The organism is Pseudomonas sp. LBUM1674, from assembly GCF_059695635.1.
The window spans coordinates 2,115,354-2,129,182 of record NZ_CP166779.1; the positions used below are offsets into that span (position 1 = coordinate 2,115,354).

Genomic DNA, 13,829 nt, shown 5'->3' on the forward strand with positions numbered 1-13,829 from the left:
CGAGGTGCTGCATGAGGGAGGTTTTGCGACGCGCCATCGCTGAGGCGTTCCATGAGGCCGCACTCGCTATAAAGGCCAATGACTACCAGGCTGCTTACCGCTGGTTAGAGCGTGCTCATATCCTTACACAGCGTATGCCGTTCGCTCATGCAAAATCGCATTGGATCATGCTGCAAGTGGGTTTATTGACGAGGGATTGGCGCGAGGTTGTTGGCCAGGTGCCTCGCATTTTTGCAGCGTTGTTGTTTTCCAGAGTTTGGGTGCCTATTGGCAACACGGGAAGGGCACGAGTCAGTGCCTTTTCCTCCATGTCGCTCTCCGCCGATCTACAAGAACTACTGCGCGGAGACGAGGATTAGCTCAACGTGTTAGCCCTTCTTTCCACAACCTTGAAGCTCAGGTGTACCGAGGTTCCTTGCTGTTCGTGGTTGGTCAGGCTGGCTTCTCCGCCAAAACTTTCCATGATCTGCTTCACCATGATCAACCCAATTCCTAGCCTGCCTTGCTTGGTGGTGTAAAAGGCTTTGAAAGCCATCATTTCTTGCTGCCGCGACGTTCCTTCCCCGGTGTCATCGATGGTGAGATGCAGCCATTGATGGGCTTCATCCAGCCTGGATTGGATGGTTAATATCCCCCCTCCCGGCATCGCCTCCACGGCATTGGCAATAACGCTATTCAGGATCTGCGAAAGCAGCAGCGGATTACTGACTATCCGAGGTGCTGGTTGATTCTTGAACTCGACCTGGATCCTTGATTGGGTAAGTTGCGCGCTGAAGCTGTTCAGCGTGGCCTGCACCACCGCCATCGGCTCCACCAGTTCGGCCTCTCCACGGATCGGGCGCAAGCACAGCAATAATTCATGCACCCACTTCGACATCCGATCAACCTGGCTGACAATATCGGCAATGTTCTTCTTGGCGGGTTGGCCGTCCATGTCGTTCGCCAATTCTGCACTTGAGCGGATGCAGGCAAGGGGGTTGCGAAGACTATGCGCGACCGCCGTGGACATCTCGACCAAGCCTACGTAGGTTTTGTTGGCAACGAGCTGGGCCTCCTGGGACGCTAGCTGAATCGATGCTCGTCGGACAATCCAATAAAGTCCGAAGTAAAGGAGCAGTCCGCCCACCGCCGTAGACAGCCAAATTATCCAGTGGCCACGATTGAGGCGTTCGATCAGGTCGACCGGTTCCTTGTAAATTTCAACCACCGCCAGCGTATTCCCCAGGTCATCTACCAGAGGGATGTAGCTCTCGATGAAGAACATTTTGGGAGGATGCAAAAATTGCTGTTCGGGACGGATTTCATCAGCGCTGCTGTATTTGGTAGAAACCCGGTCTTTAGAGCTAAAGGCTGCTTCAAGCGCCTCATCGTTCAGAAATTTTTGCCCGATAAGTTGCGGATTGGTCGACCACATCACTGTCCGAAGCGGGGAATAGATGCTGATCAGGAGTGAGTCGGGGAGGTGAGAAAGGTGGTCGAGGAACTCGGAGCGCGCCCGTTGCCTGTTCTGCGACATTTCTTCCGACAGCATTCCATAGTGAGTGGCTGCCAGAACATCGCCCATCCGCATCCCGGCCAACCCGTGGTGCCGTATCTCACCCTTTGCGATGGTCTGGATAAACTGCGCTGACAACAGCGCGTCTCGCTCAAGACTCTCGGTTACGAGAAAACGTGTCGACACAGAACCCAGCCCGAAAGCTATGACGCTGATGAGGATGAAGCTGATGATCGAAAACCACCGCAGGAGGTTGAATTGTTTGGTGGGCGCAATTGAGTCGGTCGCTTCCCGATGCAGGCGTCTGAAAAATGCTGATATTGCTTGCATGGGAAGTGTCCTTTGCGTGTTGCTTATCCTGTTGTAGCAGCTTGAACCACTCAACAAAGCCTAGATGAATAACCAGAATCCTCTATGCCAAAAATCAACGGCTAAGCAGCGCGGGTTCGGGCACCAGATATAAGCTGCGTCGCGCTTGAACGGAATCCACCTATATTCTGTGGCAGTCTCGACAGCGCAAAAACGGCCATTGCAGCTCTGGGGGAAAAGCCAGTTCTGGGGTAAATGCCCCTGTGAGTGGGGGCGAAATGTGTATGGCACGCGGGGGAGTTGAAGCGACCAGGTTACCGTGCAGGTACGGCATGGACTCATTTGTAGGCGAGTTAATAGCTCGGCATCAAGTCTATTTTCTATACGTAATGTTGGCTTAATTCCTTTTCGGCTTTATGGCCTACGTCGAACTTTGACGACAGGTCGATGATGACGTGTCCAATTGTAAGAGCCATTTGCAGCGACTACACTCCAGCCCATGAAACGCTATCTGCGGTTTTGCATCATCTTCATGATTAGCTTGGCGCTTCCCCTCAGCGGGATGGCGGGCGTTCAGGCACCGACAGAACCGTGCCCGATGAAGACAATGGGCATGGCGATGATGGACGACATGGGGATGGACTGCTGTAACGATATGAAAAGCCCTTCCGAGCACGGCAAACCTTGTAAGCCGGGTCAGGAATGCAAGACAGGCGGCATGCTGCAAGTCTCGATCTTCAAGCCTCCTGTAACCGTATTTAGCCCTGTAGTGCTTTCCTTCTTCAGCGACTCTCTGCCCGTACAGACCCCGTCCGGGGTATGGCGACCGCCTCGCGTTTGATTCCTGTCCCACATTGAGCCTCATTCCACATTAACGGGATGGACTAGCTGTGCGCATGTCTTTTGACGCGTGCGGTGGATGATCACAGGAATCGTAAACATGAACTCCAAGTGCTATTGCACAGGTTGGACTCTCGTGGCCGGCCTGGCAGCGAGCGTGCTGGCATTGCCGAGCCTGGCTGCCACATTGACCCTCGATGAAGCGTTGCGGCTGGCTGAAAACAATGCGCCGTCGCTGACCGCGCAAGATGCCAAAATTCAGGCTGCCAGCAGCGCGGCTATTCCAGCCGGTGAATTGCCCGACCCCAAGCTGCTGTTGGGCGTGCAGAACTACCCGATTGGCGGTCAGGATCGCTGGAGTCTCGAGCAAGACTTCATGACCATGCAAATGGTCGGGGTCAGGCAGGAAATGCCCAACAGCGACAAGCGTAAAGCGCGCGTTGAGGTTGCCGATGCGGCCATTGATCGAGCTGCAGCGGAGCGTAGGGTTGAGCGTTTGAATGTTCGCCAGTCCACGGCATTGGCCTGGATCAGCAGCTTCTCAATTGAGCGTAAAGATGCGCTGTTCCAGGACTTCTACAAAGAAAACCGCCTACTGACTGATACAGTGCGGGCCCAAATTGCCGGTGGCCGTGCTCAACCCGCCGATGCGGTGACGCCCAAGCAAGAAGCGGCTCAACTGGCGGAACAACAGGACGATCTGATCCGCCAGCGCGCACAGGCCCGAGCGGCCCTCAAACGCTGGATTGGCTCCGCCGCCAACGACAAACCTTTGGGCAATTTGCCTGAGTGGCCCGTCGATACATCAGGCTACTCCCATAAGCTGCAACACCACCCCGAGTTGGCAGCGTTTGCGCCAATGACCCGTGAAGCGCGAGCCAAGGTTCGTGAAGCCGAAGCGGAAAAGCAGTCGGACTGGAGTTGGGAACTTGATTATCAGCATCGTGGCCGACAGTTCGGCGACATGGTCAGCGTGCAACTTTCATGGGATCTACCGCTATTTCCGGACTCTCGCCAAAACCCCAGGATTGCAGCCAAGCAGGCTGAACTCAATCAACTTGAAGCCGAGCGCGAAGCCCTGTCACGTGAGCACACTCAGCAACTGGAGAGCGAATTGGCTGACTATGAGCGCCTGAATCGTGCTGTACGCCGAAATCAGGAAAGCCTGGTGCCGCTAGCCAAGGAAAAGGTCGAACTGAGCATGGCCAGTTTTCGCGCAGGCAAGGGCGACTTGAGCTCAGTTGTTGCCGCCCGACGTGAACTCATCGAGGCCCGCCTCAAACAGATTGACGTGGAAGAGCAGCGAGCGCTGACCAGTGCGCGTCTGTATTTTGCTTATGGGGAGGCCAGCCAATGAACCTAAAAAAATGGAACGGGGCATTGCTGGTAGGCATCTCGATGGCATTGGGTGTAGCCGGTGGTTACTGGTTCGCTCACCAGCGCATCAGCGGAGTGCTTGGTACCGCACCGGAGCAGGGTCTCAACTCACCGAGCGAACGCCAGGCACTGTATTGGTATGACCCCATGTACCCGCAGCAAAAGTTCGATAAGCCGGGTAAGTCCCCCTTCATGGACATGCAATTGGTTCCTCAGTACGCCGGTGAAGCAGGGGATCGTGCGACCGTCAGTATCGATCCGAGGCTGACTCAGAATCTAGGTCTGCGTTTTGCGACCGTTACCCGTGGAATCTTTGATTCCAGCCTCGACGTGACAGGTGTCTTGGGATTCAACGAACGTGATGTCGCCGTGATTCAGGCACGTACCTCGGGCTTTGTGGAGCGGGTCTATGCCCATGCTCCAGGTGATGTGCTCAAAGCCAATGCGGCGTTGGCGGATATCCTGGTGCCAGAATGGGCCGCCGCCCAGACAGAGTTCCTTGCCCTGAAGCGCAACGGGGATGTTGAACTGTTGGCTGCGGCACGCCAGCGACTGCGACTCACAGGGATGCCGGCGACACTGATTACTCAGGTAGAGCGTGGCGGTAAGGTGCAGCCGTACCTGACGCTCACCAGCCCTATTGGTGGTGTGCTGCAAGAGTTGAATGTACGCGCGGGTATGACCGTGGCGACGGGCGACACGCTGGCACGCGTCAATGGTTTGAGCAGTGTCTGGCTGGCCTTGGCCGTTCCAGAGTCGGAGACCGGATTGATCACTGTTGGGCAGACGGTCGAAGCGCGGCTGCTGGCCTTTCCGGGGACAGTGCTCAATGGCGAGGTCAGCGCGATCTTGCCCGAGACCAATCCGGACAGTCGCACCCTGCGTGTGCGGGTGGAACTACCCAATCCGGACGGACGCCTCAGACCGGGTTTGACGGCGCAAGTACGCCTGAACCGCTCGACCGAACAACGTGTGTTGTGGGTGCCGAGCGAGGCGGTGATTCGCACGGGTCGACGTGCCTTGGTGATGCTGACTGAAGACGCCGGTCGTTATCGTCCAGTGGAGGTGCAACTCGGGCAGGAAAGCGATGGCAGGACGGCGATATTGAAAGGTGTGGAAGAAGGCCAGAAGGTGGTTACGTCTGGCCAGTTCCTGCTCGACTCGGAGGCCCGTCTTAAGGGCATTGTTGCAAGCTCGGAGGAAGAGCCACCACCCAGCGCAGCGACCTCCAGTTTTCATGAGGCGAATGGACAGATCGTTGAGATCAACGATAAAGAAGTCACGCTTGCCCATGGCCCCTTCAAGACACTCGGCATGCCTGGCATGACGATGACGTTTCCACTCGCCAATTCGACTCTGATGCAGGGTCTTAAAGCGGGTGACAAGGTTCGTATTGCGGTGAGCCAGACCGATGATGGTTTGCGTGTTGAGCGCCTGGATAAATCGGGGAGCCAGCCATGATTGCTGCCCTGATTCGTTGGTCGGTGGCCAACCGATTCCTGGTGCTACTGGCGACGCTGTTTGTCACGGCGTGGGGCATCTGGTCGGTGCAAAGCACGCCCATTGATGCGCTGCCAGACCTCTCCGATGTGCAGGTAATCATCCGCACCCCTTATCCTGGACAAGCGCCGCAGATTGTCGAAAACCAGGTGACCTATCCGTTGGCTACCACCATGCTCTCGGTGCCAGGCGCCAAGACCGTGCGAGGTTATTCCTTCTTCGGCGACAGCTTTGTATATGTGCTGTTCGAAGACGGCACCGACTTGTACTGGGCCCGCTCGCGGGTATTGGAGTACCTAAGTCAGATACAAAGCCGCTTGCCGGCTAGCGCGAAGCCGGCGTTGGGGCCGGATGCGACGGGCGTGGGTTGGATCTATCAGTACGCATTGGTGGATCGCAGTGGCGGACATGATCTGGCGCAGCTTCGCGCACTGCAGGACTGGTTCCTAAAGTTCGAACTCAAGACCCTGCCCAACGTTGCGGAAGTAGCCACCGTGGGAGGCATGGTCAAGCAGTACCAGGTTCAACTTGATCCGCTCAAACTGGCCAGCCTCGGCATCACCCAGGCTGAGGTAACCGAAGCTATAGGCAAGGCCAATCAGGAAACCGGTGGGGCCGTGCTGGAGATGGCAGAGACCGAATTCATCGTGCGGGCTTCCGGCTACCTGAAGACGCTCAATGACTTTCGGGCAATCCCACTTAAGTTGGGTGCGGGTGGCGTGCCGGTCAGCCTTGGCGATGTCGCCACGATCCAGTTGGGCCCGGAAATGCGGCGCGGTATTACTGAACTCGACGGCGAAGGCGAGACCGTCGGCGGCGTGGTAATTTTGCGCAGTGGCAAGAACGCTCGCGAAACCATTGCTGCGGTCAAGACCAAACTCGACGAACTGAAAAGCAGTTTGCCGCCCGGAGTGGAAATCGTCACCACCTACGACCGCAGCAAGCTGATCGACCGCGCTGTGGAAAATCTCAGTCACAAGCTCATCGAAGAGTTCATCGTGGTCGCGTTGGTCTGCGGGATCTTCCTTTGGCACTTGCGCTCATCGCTGGTGGCGATCATCTCCCTGCCTGTTGGTGTATTGATTGCCTTCATCGTCATGCGTTACCAAGGGATCAACGCCAACATCATGTCCTTGGGTGGGATTGCCATCGCCATCGGCGCCATGGTCGATGCCGCCGTGGTGATGATCGAGAACGCCCACAAGAAGGTTGAGGCCTGGCACGCGGCCAATCCTGGGGAGGAACTGAAGGGTGAGCGTCATTGGCACGTGATGACCGAAGCAGCGGCAGAGGTAGGCCCAGCACTGTTCTTCTGTTTATTGATCATCACCCTGTCGTTCATTCCGGTTTTTACCCTGGAAGCGCAAGAGGGGCGGCTGTTCGGCCCGCTGGCTTTCACCAAGACCTATGCCATGGCCGCAGCGGCTGGATTGTCAGTGACCTTGGTGCCGGTGCTGATGGGCTACTGGATTCGAGGACGAATTCCCAGTGAACAACAGAACCCGTTAAACCGGTGGTTGATTCGGATCTATCAGCCAGCCCTGGACGCAGTCTTGCGTCGACCAAAGATCACGCTGCTGGTGGCGCTATTGGTTTTTGTCAGTGCGCTATGGCCAATGTCACGCTTGGGTGGCGAGTTTCTCCCCCCGTTGGACGAGGGCGACCTGCTCTATATGCCTTCAGCTCTGCCGGGATTGTCGGCGCAGAAAGCGGCACAACTGCTGCAACAGACTGACCGTCTGATCAAAACCGTTCCAGAGGTCGAACATGTCTTCGGTAAAGCTGGTCGTGCTGAAACTGCAACCGACCCGGCACCGCTGGAAATGTTCGAAACCACGATCCAGTTCAAACCACATGAGCAATGGCGTCCAGGCATGACCCAGGAAAAGTTGGTGGAAGAACTGGATAGAGTGGTACGAGTCCCTGGGCTAACCAATATCTGGATACCGCCGATTCGCAACCGTATCGACATGCTGGCGACCGGGATCAAGAGTCCCATCGGGGTGAAAGTTGCCGGCACCAACCTGACGGAAATCGATGCAGCTACTCAGGCAGTCGAGCGCATGGCTAAAGACGTGCCCGGTGTCAGTTCGGCTCTGGCCGAGCGACTGACCGGTGGCCGCTATATCGATGTGGATATCGACCGTAAAGCCGCAGCCCGCTACGGACTGAATATCGCCGATGTGCAGTCCATTGTGGCCGGAGCTATAGGGGGTGAAAACGTCGGCGAGACGATTGAAGGGCTCGCACGCTTCCCGATCAACGTACGTTACCCACGGGAGTGGCGTGACTCGCTCGGCGCCTTGGAGCAGTTGCCAATCTACACCCCGCTAGGCAGCCAAATCACCCTCGGCAGCGTGGCGAAGATCAAGGTCAGCGACGGTCCTCCGATGCTCAAGAGCGAGAATGCGCGGCCGTCTGGTTGGGTATATATCGACGTGCGTGGCCGGGATATCGCCTCCGTAGTCGCCGATCTACGCCGTGTCGTCAGTGAGCAGGTCAAGTTGCAGCCCGGCATGAGCCTGAGTTACTCGGGGCAGTTCGAATTTCTTGAAAGGGCCAATGCACGACTCAAGCTGGTGGTGCCTGCCACGCTGTTGATCATATTTGTGCTGCTCTACCTGACGTTCGCGCGCTTCGATGAGGCGTTGCTGATCATGGCCACTCTGCCATTCGCACTCACTGGCGGGGCATGGTTCCTCTATCTATTGGGGTTCAACCTGTCGGTCGCCACCGGAGTCGGCTTTATCGCACTGGCCGGTGTGTCTGCCGAGTTCGGCGTGATCATGCTGCTCTATCTGAAGAACGCTTGGGCCGAACGTGAAGACCTCGGCGACAGCACTGAGCGCGGGCTGGTTGCTGCAATTCGCGAAGGCGCTGTGCAACGCGTTCGACCCAAAGCCATGACCGTGGCCGTCATCATTGCCGGGTTGTTACCCATCCTGTTGGGTAGTGGCACCGGCAGTGAGGTGATGAGCCGCATTGCCGCGCCGATGGTGGGTGGCATGATCACGGCCCCCTTACTTTCCCTGTTTGTCATTCCGGCAGCGTATCGCCTGATGCGTCGCCGGCACCTCTCAGTTGAACCCCTCAACCCTCAAGGATAAGTCGTATGAAACTGACCCTGATTGCAGTTGTAAGCACCGTATTTGCGCTTTCACTTTCTGTCCACGCGGAGGACATGCCGGGTATGAGAATGGACGGTATGGAGGGCATGCAGATGGAGCAGGATACAAAACAGGCTCCAGTCGCTAAAGCCGAGGGAACGATCAAGGCTATAGATACTACGAAACATACGGTGACCATCTCCCATGGAGCTGTTCCAGCCGTACAGTGGCCGCCGATGACTATGGCTTTTTCCGTAACGGAGGATCAGCTGACGGGGCTGATGGCCGGAGACCGTGTATCGTTTTCTTTTCGGCTAGATGGTGGCAAAGCCGCAATTGTTTCCATTAAAAAATGAGACTGTAGTGATGAAAATTACCGGCACGCTCTGTCGCGCCGGTTTTTACTGTCTACACGGCAGGAGACCTCTTGCTGTTATCGGTCGATAGCTGTCTATCAGGAGAGACAACTACCGACCCAAGCGGACGTTCAATCCGCGAGTTCTGGATATGGACAGGTTTCGCTCGGCGGGGCTCGCTTCGGAGATTCGGGGCCAGCCGCCATTTTGCGAGCAAGATGTCACATCATCGGGCGGTGTGTGATTACATTTTCGTCAGAACGGCAACGGCAATCTTGCTGCGCTGCGATTGAGCAGCACCCGTAGATTTGTCTTGTTGTGATAGGCCGTGTCTGGTTAGCCCTAACGTAGTCGTCAATTGCTAGGATAATCGGCGACTACTTGATCGGTACCCGTTAGGGTCTGACCTATCACCTGATACGGCTGTTTGGTTTGGCCGTACTCCATTCCAGGCGAACCAGCTGGCATACCCGGCACCGCAACTCCGACGAGGTCGGAGTGATTCTTCAGGTCGAGAATCTGAGCTACCGGCACATGCCCTTCGATGAATTTTCCGTCAATAATCGCGGTATGACAGGAGGCCAAGCGCGGAGCGACACCGAGGCGCTGTTTGACTTCGCTCATGTTGGGCTCGACATGGTCGCGCACGCTGAAGCCATTGGCTTCAAGATACTTTATCCAGTCCTTGCAGCAGCTGCAGTTAGGATCGCGGTAAACGTCGATGACTTCAGCGGCTTGTGCCGCTACGGTCATGAGTAGGGTCGTGAACACAGCGATAAGCAGTCTGGTATTCATGGGAGTTCTCCAGTTTAAAAATAGCGCTTACCGACAGCAGCAACCGCCGCCGCTCCCGCCACAACCTGAGGTTTTCTTACTTGCTACGGTTTCCGCTGTCGCCAGCTGTGCTGGATAGCCCGCGTCCTGCAGGGCTGCTAGCAGCGCATGGCTGTCCAAATCGCCGCTGACCTTCACCCGTCCGGATTGTAGATCCACTGCCACTTCACTGACGCCTTCAAGTGGGCGCAGCGCTTCGGTGACATGTTTGACGCATGAACCACAGCTCATGCCCTGGACTTGCAGTTCAACGGTTTTCATCGATGACTCCTCACAAAAAAATGATCGTAGAAAGACTGAGGTATGTGGATTCGTGTGGCCTTGGCTTTATCCTCAACCTTGCCATGGTAGTAAGGTCAAGCAGACTCTATCGCTCAAACAATTGAAACGCGGCGCAGGCGCAAAGCGTTGAATACCACCGACGTCGAACTCACGTTCAAGGGAGCCGACTGGTTGAGGCTCAGGCTGTCGTATTAGGTTGTGCTCTTGACGAAGCTCAGGGTTGTGCATGAGCTAACGCCTGTTCGCATCCTTGGTTGAGTCTGAGGTTTCTCCGTGATGACTGTGACCACCGTGGTGGTGTCCGAAAAAATGCATCAGCGGGCACAACAGTAAAATCATGTAAGGCAGTAAGCCCAGCATATGGCCGTAGTGTTCTCTTGCTAGATAGAACAGCACGATCACCAGCAGCATGCCCAGCGCTATGCCGGGTTTGCTCCTCCAAAATGTTGGAGAGGTGTTAGCGGAATGTGGTGAATTCATCATGGTTCTGTACTCCCGAGGGAAGTGCTGTAAGTGATACGTCGTATAGGCCAACGGGCGGAGGTTTTACCCTTGGCATATTGGCAAAGGTAAAACCGACGTTGCATTGCCTACAGGCTTGTACGCGTCACTTGCTCATCGGCATCTTCATCATGCTCGATTGCTGATCCATCATTTTCATCATCATGTTCATCATTCCCATCTCCATGCCGTCTTTGTTGCCGGCCATGCCCATGCCATGACAGTTCTTATGCATCATGGCCATGCTGTCCTTCATCGTCTTCATGCTCTCCTGCATGGCGGCGTGTCGCTCGGCAGGGGTCTTAGCGGCGGCTGCCTTGTCGTGTGCAGCCTGCATTTTTTGCATTTGCTCGGTCATGACATTGTTTTGCATCGGCGTAGCTGCTTCGCTTGTCTGGGCGGGCGTGGTCGGCGTCTGCTCCGGGTGATGCTCATCGACTGCCGAGGCCATGAGTGGGCTGCTCACGAGCAGGGTGGCGAGGATAAATTTCAATGAGGCATGCATGGCAATCTCCAAAGGGTGAGGACAACTCAGGTAATACCAAGCCGCACCAGGTTGGCGCAGTCAGACGATGCGCCGAAGATCGGCGCGCAGAAGGTCGGATTAATCGTTGAAACGGACGAAAATCAGGCGGGCAGGCGGTCTGGCCGGTACAGGGCGCCGTAATGCAAGAAAGGCAAAAGCGGAGGGGGTGGCGGGATAAAAAATCAGCAACGCAGGGATCAGGAGCAGAAACGTCCAACTGAACAGATCAAATATTTGAAGATGGAGCGAAGGACTTACAGCTATCGCCGCATCGGCGCAGTGCTGAAGGCAGCCGAGGGCGTGGGCGTCGTGGCTATCGTGATCTTGCGCGGTGTTCAGCGAGACATGCGTTGTAGCCGGATTGTGGCTGGGCTGTGCCAGACATCCCTGGGTCGCTGCCAGACCAAACGCTAACACCCACAGCACGATGGCGAGGCGTATGAACGTTGGTTGACGATGGCGAAACCAGAACATGGAGAATCTCCGGTACTGATTAGCGGATTTTGATTTTTCAACATACAGCGCATTGAAGTGCCACGGTTGATCCACATCAATACATGCAGGCGGTGTCGGCTCCTGTGGTGTGGCCCAATCGCAAGGTCAACATCGACCTTTCAGATGTTTACCCCTCTTTGTCGTCCTTTACTAGCATCTTGTGGTGCACCGCCCCTTTCACCATTGCTGAGCCAACCAGCTTACGGAAATGTAATCACCCCGTTTGCTGGCTTATGGCATCTTCCGATGTATCAAGCGCACTAGCTATCCAAAGCGTGAACCCTCGGGAGCACACCACAGTGCGTGCACCTGACATCCGACTGACGGGACATGAATCGGTATGCAATCCAAAACTTCTCGGCGCACCTTTGTGAAAGGTCTCACCGCAGGCGGGATTCTCGGTGGCTTAGGGCTTTGGCAGACGCCTATATGGGCGGCACCTCGCTTGGGCGAAACCAATGTCCTGTCAGGCACAGAGTTTGACCTATTTATCGGAGAAACCCCGGTAAATATCACTGGAAACGCCCGGACAGCCATGACGATCAATGGTGGACTTCCGGGGCCTCAGCTGCGCTGGCGTGAGGGCGATACCGTGACCTTGCGGGTCAAGAACCGCCTCAAGGATATGACATCAATCCACTGGCACGGGATTATCCTCCCCGCGAATATGGACGGTGTGCCGGGCCTTAGCTTCCATGGGATCGAGCCTAACGGCACGTATGTCTATCAATTCAAGGTCAAGCAGAACGGAACGTACTGGTATCACAGTCACTCCGGCTTCCAAGAACAAGTAGGTGTGTACGGCCCACTGGTAATCGACGCGAAAGAGCCCGAGCCGTTTGAGTATGACCGTGAATACGTGGTGATGCTTACCGACTGGACGGATGAAGATCCGGCTTCGTTGATGAAAACACTGAAGAAGCAGTCTGACTACTACAACACCCACAAGCGCACAGTCAGTGATTTCATCCATGACGTAGCTGACAAAGGTTGGTCAACCACCGTCGCTGACCGCAAGATGTGGGCCGAAATGAAGATGAATCCCACTGACATTGCAGACGTCAGTGGCGCGACATACACCTACTTGATGAACGGCCACGCGCCGAACTCCAACTGGACGGGCACCTTCAAACCTGGCGAAAAGCTTAGGTTGAGGTTCATCAATGGTTCAGCCATGAGCTACTTTGATGTCCGTATTCCGGGTTTGAAGATGACTGTCGTGGCTGCCGATGGCCAGTATGTTAAGCCCGTAAGCGTGGACGAGTTCAGGATCGCCACTGCCGAGACTTTCGATGTGATCGTCGAACCAACTCAGGACGCCTACACACTGTTTGCGCAGTCGATGGATCGGTCAGGGTACGCAAGAGGCACCTTGGCCGTCCGGTCTGGCTTGGCCGCTCCAGTACCTGAGCTTGACCCTCGTCCTCTCGTCACCATGGCCGACATGGGTATGGCCGGTATGGATCATGGCGCGATGGCCGGGATGGGCGATATGGCTGGAATGGATCACAGCAAGATGGCTGGGATGGGAGACAGCTCAATGGAGGGTATGTCAGGAATGGACGGCGGTGCCATGAAAGGTATGAACCATGGTGCTACGCAAGACATGTCCGGCATGGACAGCATGGCTGGGATGGATCACAGCAAAATGTCTATGGGCGGCATGAGTGGTATGGGAGCAATGCAGTCGCACCCAGCCACAGAATCCAACAATCCTCTCGTCGACATGCAGGCAATGTCGACGTCACCAAAGCTTGATGATCCTGGCATGGGCCTTCGCGAAAATGGTCGAAAGGTGCTGACGTACTCTGACCTAAAGAGCACGTTTGAGGATCCAGATGGCCGTGAGCCAAGTCGAACTATCGAACTGCACTTGACCGGGCATATGGAGAAATTTTCCTGGTCTTTCAACGGCGTGAAGTTTTCGGACGCCGAGCCTTTAAAACTGAAATACGGCGAGCGAGTCCGGATCGTTCTCGTCAACGACACCATGATGACTCATCCCATCCACTTGCATGGCATGTGGAGCGACCTTGAAGATGAAAACGGGCAATTCCTTGTCCGCAAACACACCATTGATATGCCGCCAGGGTCGAAGCGCAGCTACCGAGTGACAGCCGATGCGCTGGGGCGCTGGGCCTACCACTGCCATCTCCTGTACCACATGGAAATGGGGATGTTCCGCGAAGTGCGTGTAGAGGAATAAG

The 13,829-nt window shown here is 55.8% G+C and carries 13 protein-coding genes; 7 read left to right on the forward strand and 6 right to left on the reverse strand.

Translation table 11 applies throughout. From position 1 onward, the window contains the following. The first annotated feature begins 11 nt into the window (after nucleotides 1-11). Nucleotides 12-359 carry a DUF3703 domain-containing protein gene (locus ACA067_RS10025; protein ID WP_497461596.1) on the forward strand — a complete coding sequence of 116 codons (348 nt, stop codon included), beginning with the start codon at nucleotides 12-14 and terminating at the stop codon, nucleotides 357-359. On the opposite strand, the gene ACA067_RS10030 is transcribed toward ACA067_RS10025, so the two are convergent. Further along, the gene (locus tag ACA067_RS10030; protein WP_497461597.1) at nucleotides 356-1,825 is read right to left on the reverse strand and encodes a sensor histidine kinase; all 1,470 of its coding nucleotides are present in this window, start codon (nucleotides 1,823-1,825) and stop codon (nucleotides 356-358) included. The two genes, ACA067_RS10025 and ACA067_RS10030, sit on opposite strands and share 4 nt — an antisense overlap. 478 nt (nucleotides 1,826-2,303) lie before the next feature. Here ACA067_RS10030 and ACA067_RS10035 point away from each other — a divergent pair, with 478 nt between their 5' ends. From ACA067_RS10035 to ACA067_RS10055, 5 genes are all read left to right on the forward strand, one after another. Then, nucleotides 2,304-2,645 carry a hypothetical protein gene (locus tag ACA067_RS10035; RefSeq protein ID WP_123511267.1) on the forward strand — a complete coding sequence of 114 codons (342 nt, stop codon included), beginning with the start codon at nucleotides 2,304-2,306 and terminating at the stop codon, nucleotides 2,643-2,645. A 99-nt stretch (nucleotides 2,646-2,744) separates the two neighbouring features. Beyond that, nucleotides 2,745-4,001, forward strand: coding sequence for a TolC family protein (locus tag ACA067_RS10040; protein WP_497461598.1), 1,257 nt, complete (start codon nucleotides 2,745-2,747; stop codon nucleotides 3,999-4,001). Further along, nucleotides 3,998-5,482 carry an efflux RND transporter periplasmic adaptor subunit gene (locus tag ACA067_RS10045; protein WP_497461599.1) on the forward strand — a complete coding sequence of 495 codons (1,485 nt, stop codon included), beginning with the start codon at nucleotides 3,998-4,000 and terminating at the stop codon, nucleotides 5,480-5,482. The genes ACA067_RS10040 and ACA067_RS10045 overlap by 4 nt, the downstream gene beginning before the upstream one ends. Beyond that, complete coding sequence (locus ACA067_RS10050) at nucleotides 5,479-8,628, forward strand: efflux RND transporter permease subunit (RefSeq protein ID WP_497461600.1); 3,150 nt, start codon at nucleotides 5,479-5,481, stop codon at nucleotides 8,626-8,628. The genes ACA067_RS10045 and ACA067_RS10050 overlap by 4 nt, the downstream gene beginning before the upstream one ends. 5 nt (nucleotides 8,629-8,633) lie before the next feature. Next, nucleotides 8,634-8,984, forward strand: coding sequence for a copper-binding protein (locus ACA067_RS10055; protein ID WP_497461601.1), 351 nt, complete (start codon nucleotides 8,634-8,636; stop codon nucleotides 8,982-8,984). Nucleotides 8,985-9,338: 354 nt separating this feature from the next. Here ACA067_RS10055 and ACA067_RS10060 read toward each other — a convergent pair whose 3' ends face one another. From ACA067_RS10060 to ACA067_RS10080, 5 genes are all read right to left on the reverse strand, one after another. Then, nucleotides 9,339-9,779, reverse strand: a complete 441-nt coding sequence (locus ACA067_RS10060; protein ID WP_497461602.1) for a DUF411 domain-containing protein — start codon at nucleotides 9,777-9,779, stop codon at nucleotides 9,339-9,341. A 27-nt stretch (nucleotides 9,780-9,806) separates the two neighbouring features. Further along, nucleotides 9,807-10,079, reverse strand: a complete 273-nt coding sequence (locus ACA067_RS10065; RefSeq protein ID WP_497461603.1) for a heavy-metal-associated domain-containing protein — start codon at nucleotides 10,077-10,079, stop codon at nucleotides 9,807-9,809. A 252-nt stretch (nucleotides 10,080-10,331) separates the two neighbouring features. Next, nucleotides 10,332-10,583, reverse strand: a complete 252-nt coding sequence (locus tag ACA067_RS10070) for a DUF2933 domain-containing protein (RefSeq protein ID WP_497461604.1) — start codon at nucleotides 10,581-10,583, stop codon at nucleotides 10,332-10,334. Nucleotides 10,584-10,707: 124 nt separating this feature from the next. Next, a complete protein-coding gene (locus ACA067_RS10075) occupies nucleotides 10,708-11,106 on the reverse strand; it encodes a hypothetical protein (RefSeq protein ID WP_151141722.1) in 399 nt (132 codons plus the stop codon). 99 nt (nucleotides 11,107-11,205) lie between these two features. Further along, complete coding sequence (locus ACA067_RS10080) at nucleotides 11,206-11,676, reverse strand: hypothetical protein (RefSeq protein ID WP_497461605.1); 471 nt, start codon at nucleotides 11,674-11,676, stop codon at nucleotides 11,206-11,208. A gap of 286 nt (nucleotides 11,677-11,962) precedes the next feature. On the opposite strand from ACA067_RS10080, the gene ACA067_RS10085 reads away from it, so the two are divergent. Beyond that, nucleotides 11,963-13,828, forward strand: coding sequence for a copper resistance system multicopper oxidase (locus tag ACA067_RS10085; protein WP_497461606.1), 1,866 nt, complete (start codon nucleotides 11,963-11,965; stop codon nucleotides 13,826-13,828). Nucleotide 13,829: the final 1 nt, after the last annotated feature.

What these genes read in the sequence shown, in the direction of transcription:
- ACA067_RS10045 (WP_497461599.1), top strand. Translation starts at nt 3,998, where the DNA reads ATGAACCTAAAAAAATGGAACGGGGCATTGCTGGTAGGCATCTCGATG.
- ACA067_RS10065 (WP_497461603.1), bottom strand. Translation starts at nt 10,079, where the DNA reads ATGAAAACCGTTGAACTGCAAGTCCAGGGCATGAGCTGTGGTTCATGC.
- ACA067_RS10075 (WP_151141722.1), bottom strand. Translation starts at nt 11,106, where the DNA reads ATGCATGCCTCATTGAAATTTATCCTCGCCACCCTGCTCGTGAGCAGC.
- ACA067_RS10085 (WP_497461606.1), top strand. Translation starts at nt 11,963, where the DNA reads ATGCAATCCAAAACTTCTCGGCGCACCTTTGTGAAAGGTCTCACCGCA.
- ACA067_RS10025 (WP_497461596.1), top strand. Translation starts at nt 12, where the DNA reads ATGAGGGAGGTTTTGCGACGCGCCATCGCTGAGGCGTTCCATGAGGCC.
- ACA067_RS10030 (WP_497461597.1), bottom strand. Translation starts at nt 1,825, where the DNA reads ATGCAAGCAATATCAGCATTTTTCAGACGCCTGCATCGGGAAGCGACC.
- ACA067_RS10040 (WP_497461598.1), top strand. Translation starts at nt 2,745, where the DNA reads ATGAACTCCAAGTGCTATTGCACAGGTTGGACTCTCGTGGCCGGCCTG.
- ACA067_RS10070 (WP_497461604.1), bottom strand. Translation starts at nt 10,583, where the DNA reads ATGATGAATTCACCACATTCCGCTAACACCTCTCCAACATTTTGGAGG.
- ACA067_RS10050 (WP_497461600.1), top strand. Translation starts at nt 5,479, where the DNA reads ATGATTGCTGCCCTGATTCGTTGGTCGGTGGCCAACCGATTCCTGGTG.
- ACA067_RS10060 (WP_497461602.1), bottom strand. Translation starts at nt 9,779, where the DNA reads ATGAATACCAGACTGCTTATCGCTGTGTTCACGACCCTACTCATGACC.
- ACA067_RS10055 (WP_497461601.1), top strand. Translation starts at nt 8,634, where the DNA reads ATGAAACTGACCCTGATTGCAGTTGTAAGCACCGTATTTGCGCTTTCA.
- ACA067_RS10035 (WP_123511267.1), top strand. Translation starts at nt 2,304, where the DNA reads ATGAAACGCTATCTGCGGTTTTGCATCATCTTCATGATTAGCTTGGCG.